This is a genomic window from Yoonia sp., from assembly GCF_046292185.1.
GTDB lineage: Bacteria > Pseudomonadota > Alphaproteobacteria > Rhodobacterales > Rhodobacteraceae > Yoonia.
Window position 1 is genome coordinate 1 of the sequence record NZ_JBKBQY010000141.1, and the last position, 5,480, is coordinate 5,480.

3 protein-coding genes are annotated in these 5,480 nt (G+C 61.2%); all 3 read left to right on the top strand.

Going from position 1 to position 5,480, the window contains the following annotated elements:
• On the top strand, window positions 1-1,399 hold a 1,399-nt coding region (locus ACK4TM_RS16845), incomplete at its 5' end, for a ShlB/FhaC/HecB family hemolysin secretion/activation protein (RefSeq protein ID WP_409703543.1).
• A 19-nt stretch (window positions 1,400-1,418) separates the two neighbouring features.
• On the top strand, window positions 1,419-2,000 hold the full coding sequence (locus ACK4TM_RS16850; RefSeq protein ID WP_409703546.1) for an invasion associated locus B family protein: 582 nt from the start codon (window positions 1,419-1,421) through the stop codon (window positions 1,998-2,000).
• Between the two features lie 84 nt (window positions 2,001-2,084).
• A partial coding sequence (locus ACK4TM_RS16855; protein WP_409703549.1) for a leukotoxin LktA family filamentous adhesin occupies window positions 2,085-5,480 on the top strand: 3,396 nt, incomplete at its 3' end.

The window sequence follows — 5,480 nt, forward strand, 5'->3', positions numbered from 1 at the left end:
CGACGACGAACTAAGTGCCATCGCCATTCCCTATACCGGCAGGCCGATTGCCTTTGCCGATTTGCAGGATCTCGTCACGGCGGTGAATGACGCCTATCTTGCCGCCGGTGTCGTGACCGCGCTGGCGATCCTGCCACCACAGGAAATTCGCAACGGCAGATTGCAGGTCAGGCTGATCGAGGCGGAGATCGAAAGCGTCGATACCTCTGCGCTGACCGCCACGCGCGAGGATTTCCTGCGCGCCAACATATCGCTGACCGAGGGCGAAAAGCCCGATTACGACCAGCTGGAACTGGATCTGCGGGTGTTCGAGATCGCGCATGATTTCCGCCCGGTGCTGGCCTTTGGCCCCGGCGTGGCCGAAGGCATGGCCACCGCCCGGATCGGTGGCGACGAACCACCCGAATACCAGCATACGCTGTCGGCAGATAATTTCGGCTCGCCCTCGACGGGGGCGACGCGACTTTCGTATTTCGGGCGCTGGAATTCGATCAGCGGGTTGCGCGACACGCTGTCTTTGCAGTTGCAGCTTTCCGAAGGGGCCTATTCCATCGGCACCGGCTATTCGCGCCCCGTGGGGCCGGGGGGCGGGCGGATCATCGGATCGCTGACTTATGCCGATTCCGAAGTGATCTTCGGGCCTTTCGCGCCGATCAATATCGTGTCCAATTCCGCTTCGGCCAATCTGGCCTATAGCCGGCCTTTCTGGGTTGCGCCCGACCGGCATTGGCAGGTGTCAGCGGGATATGGCTATGAATACAGCAGTTCCGTGCTGAGCGATACCGATCTGCTGGAAACCGATCTGCGCGAACTGAACGTCACGACACGGTTCCAGCGGAATTTCCCGCAAGGTGATCTGAACCTTGCCCTTGGCCTGACCATCGGCGAGGCGGATGCCGCGCAGACCTCTGACACCGAAGGCGATTACTGGTTCCTGACCGGCGGGGCGAGCTATGCGCAGCGTTTCGCCAAGGATTTCAGTTTCGCCATTTCCGCGTCCGGACAATATGGGGTCGATCAGAACCTGCCACCAGCGCGGCTGTTCAACGCGGGCGGGCCGACATCGGTGCGCGGCTATCCCAATGGCGTGCGCAGCGGCGACAGCGGCCTGTTGATCCAGACCCAGATCAGCCGCCGCGAATATGCGTTCGACGCTTTCGGCGGCATGACGGCGGCGCCTTTCGGGTTCATCGACACCGCCCTGGTCGTACCGTTCCGCGTGGACGGGTCGATTGACCGCGATCAGGATTATCTGGCCTCTGCCGGGGCCGGGACCGTGATGCGGTTTCAGAACGATGTGAACGCCACGCTGTTTCTCGGCGTGCCGCTGGTGGAAACACTCGGCTTTGACGCAACGGGCAAGGCCGAGGTCTATCTCGGCGTGGACTGGAATTTCTAAACCTTAGGAGCAAGAACAAATGAAACGGATTATCGGAGCACTTTCGGCAGGGCTGTTCAGCGCGACAATGGCGTTGGCACAGGATGACGGCCTGCAGATTGAAGGGGGCGACGACAGCCTGACGGCGGCTCCTCAGACCTTGCCGGAAGGCTCGGAGGTGGGCAACAACACGGCATTCGGCGACTGGCTGGTCAATTGCGAGGCGGTCACGACCACCCGTGTCGCCTGCAGCCTGCTACAGGAATTGTCGCTGGCGGAAACCGATCAGCTGATCGTCCGCTTCATCGTGGTGCCCGCGGATGACGATGCCGCAATCCTTTTGGCGCAGGTGCCGATGGGGGCCTATCTGCCTGGCGGTGCCGTGTTCCGTCTGGATGACGAAGACGAGGATGTCGAACAGCGCAGCATGATCTGGCAGCGGTGTCTCGGCGCGCTTTGCGAAGCGGCCCTGCGGCTTGATGCCGACGAACTCTTCCGGTTCGACGAAAACGAACAATTGCTGTTCGGCTACCGTCCCGCGCTGGAGGCGGACCCGATCGTCGTGGGTGTCGATATTTCGCAATTCAACACCGCTCTCGAAGCGATCCGGGGCGGCATGTAATCCGCCCAGCCCAAATACGGTCGCGGGCCGCCACGGCGGGCCGCGCCACAGATCCAGACCTTTCACGGTCGCCAGGAGATGGTCATGTATAAACAGTCCAAGCGTTTTTTGAAGTCCCGCCTGCGGGCTTCGCTCGGTCATCTCGCGCGGCAATCCGTGGGCTGGACCATGGCCTTTACGATCTCGGCGTTTCAGGTCCTGCCGGTCTATGCCGAGGCGCAGATCATCGCCGATGGCCGCACCCAGACCAGTATCATCAACAACGGTCTGTCGACGGATATCTATACCAATACCTTCAGCGGCGGAAATGCGTTCAATTCCTTTGACCGCTTTTCGGTCGGGCAATTGCAGACGGTCAACCTGCACCAACCCGAAACCGCCGGTGCGCTGATCAACGTCGTGCGCGGCGGCCAGACGAATATCGAAGGCACGCTGAACGCGATGAAGGGCGGCGCCGTGGGCGGCAATGTCTTTATCGTTAACCCTGGCGGGATCGTCGTCTCTGCGGGCGGCGTCATCAATGCGGGCAATCTGACCATGTCCACCGCGCAGCGCGGTTTCGCTGACCGGCTGATCGGGGCGGATGGCGTTGTCGACAGCGGGGCTGTCGCGCAATTGTTTGCCGGGTCCGAACCTCTGTCTGCAGATGGGGCGATTGCGCTTTATGGCGAAATCAACGCCCGCAGGCTGGAATTGCGGTCCGGCGCGCGGATGATTGTCGATGGCCGTATCACCGTCGTCGATACCGAAGGCAGCCAAAGCTATAATCCCGCCGTCAACACAAGCAGCGCTGAACAGGCCAGCGGTGTTTCTGTCGAAGGCGGGGTGATCCGGCTGTTTTCCGGCGATGATATCGCGATCCGTGGCACGGCGACGGCCCGTTCAGGCGATAATGGTGGGCGTATCGATATCCGCGCCGCTGGCGATATCACCGTCAGCGCCGGTGCGGACATCGCAGCCGACGGTCTTGCCCATGGCGGCACGGCGGTGCTTTTCGCCGATGGATCGGCGCTTTTGGAAAAGGGCGCGCGGATCAGCGCGACAGCCGTGGCCGGTACGGGCGGTTTCATCGAATTCAGCGCGGTGGATACGGTGACGCTGGGTGGCACGCTTGACGTGGCTTCTGCCTCCGGCCCGATGGGCACGGTGCTGATCGATCCAGCGACTTTCGTACTGGCTGATGATCTTTATACAAATGGCGCCAACTGGATTATTCAGGCCGACCAGTCGATCACGATCAATGATAAAACCATCTCGACCCGGCAGGTGGCTGGTGGCGACCACGCCACCGTCGCATCGACCGGCGCATCGGGCAATCTGATCTTGAACGCGCCCGTCATCACTCTGGAAAATGCCAATATCTATACGCAGGGCGGCAATGGCCATGCCGGTGGCCTGATCGCGCTGCTCGCGCGAGCGGAAAACAACGGCACCGACGGTCTGATCGTGCTGTCCCAGACGAAGGCCGAAAACAACATCACCAACAGCACGCTGACGGGTGGCGCGATCTATGTCGGGGCCTATGCCCGCGCGCGCGGCCTGGCCGGGTCCGGACAGACCAAAGAACGCGAAGGTGAAATCACCGATGCGCTGTTCGGTGTCGCCAAGGATGTCGCGACCAGGATTTTCAATCAGGAAACATTCAGCGCACAGGATTTCGTCCAATATGCCAACGACTTGGCTGGCCCATGGGAAAGCGATATCCCGCTGAATGTGGCATTCCTGCAAGCCTCTGCCGCGATCAACATCAACAACAGCAGCCTGACCGCCCAGGGCGATTGGGCGGGTCTGACGCCCACCACCGTCTTTGACGGCAAGACAGAGACGCGGGGGCTTCTGACCGCGGATGGTCTGGCCGAACAGGGGTTCGATTTCAGCACCGACGCGGTGCAGGATTTTACCGGATGGCTGGCCGCGGCTTTCAAGCAGGAAGACCATGCGATCTATATCCACAGCCATGCCCAGACCGATGTGAACATCGACGCGGGCAGTGAAAAGCTGAACCTTGTCGTGGCCGTAACCCAGACCGACAGCAGCGTGCGCATCACGAATTCCAGCCTGACCAGTCTGGCCCGCGATATCGCGGTGATGTCGACCGCATCGGAAAACATGGCGATTTCCGTCAGTCCTGAAACCTATCTGGGCGTGACCCCCGGCGTCGTCGTGTCGGTGCGCCGTCTGACCAATCAGGCCGTGATCAATGGCGGCAGCATCACTGCGGCACGTGATCTGACCGTCGCCGCACTGACCGGCATGAACCATGCGCTGACGACAGAGGTCGATGGCGGCAAGGATGCCAAATTCGCGCTGGCCATCGCCGTGTCCGTTGGCCGCACCCTGACCGAGGCTGCCCTTGGCGGCGAGATCACCGTCGGGCGTGATCTGACGCTGGCGGCGGAAAGCCTTTATTTCAACAAGACCCATAAGACGACAGCGACGCTGGGCACCGATGATCCGACCCCGCCCGCAGAGGAAGAAGAAACCCCGAACGCGGACAAGGGATCATTTAACGAAAGTGCGCTGAGCTTTCTTGATGCGTTCAAGAAACTGGCCTTGGGCCAGTCGGATGAAACCACCGATACCTCTGGCGGCGTGACGACGACAGACACCACCACGACCCCACCCGCCAGCCAGACACAGGGCGGCGACAGCAAACGCGGCTTTGCCGGTGCGCTGGCCGTGGATGTGCTGCTTGACGACAACAATACCTTTGCCACGCTGGGCGGCAGCTATCGCAATTTGTCCAACGCCGAAACGCTGGTGCCGCTGTCACTGACAAAGGTCACTGTCACCGGCGATCTGGCCGTCAATGCCGGTCTGCGCTTTGCCACCGAGGCCGAAGGCGGCAGCGGCCTGTCGCGCGAAGTGACAAGCACCGCCAACAGCCTGAGCGAGGCGCAGCGCAAGGCGCTGGCCAAGGAAAACGAAGGCAAGCCTGAAAACGAACAGAAATCCGAAGAGGATTTCATCAACGAATTTGGATATGGTGTCTTCCTCAGCGTGCCTGTCACCTTGATGTCCGGCATCACGCAGGCCGAAATCGGTGGTGCCTTGACCGATGTCACCGCAGCCAATGTGACGGCGCAGGCAACCACATCCTATCCCAATGCCCGGCCTTGGCCGGACCTGATGAAGACGTTGGAAACCTATCGCGATCAGGTCACGCAATTCGTGTCACCGACCACGCGCAGCGATTCCGATGAAAGCGAAACCGGCGAGGGCCAAAGCGATTTCGCGATCCCCAAGTCGCTGAGCGATGTATTCGACCCCAACGATTATCTTACGACCAAGACCGGCGCGAGCGGTGGCGCACCTTCCGCGCCATCCGAGGGTTCGGACGGCGAGGGGGCGGGTGCTGCCACCGAAAAGGACGATCAGGAACTGGCGATCGGGATCACGGTCAGCTATTTCAGCACGTCCAACACGACCCGCGCAGCGATCCGTGACGGGGTCACGGTCAATACCGGCGATCTGGCAGTA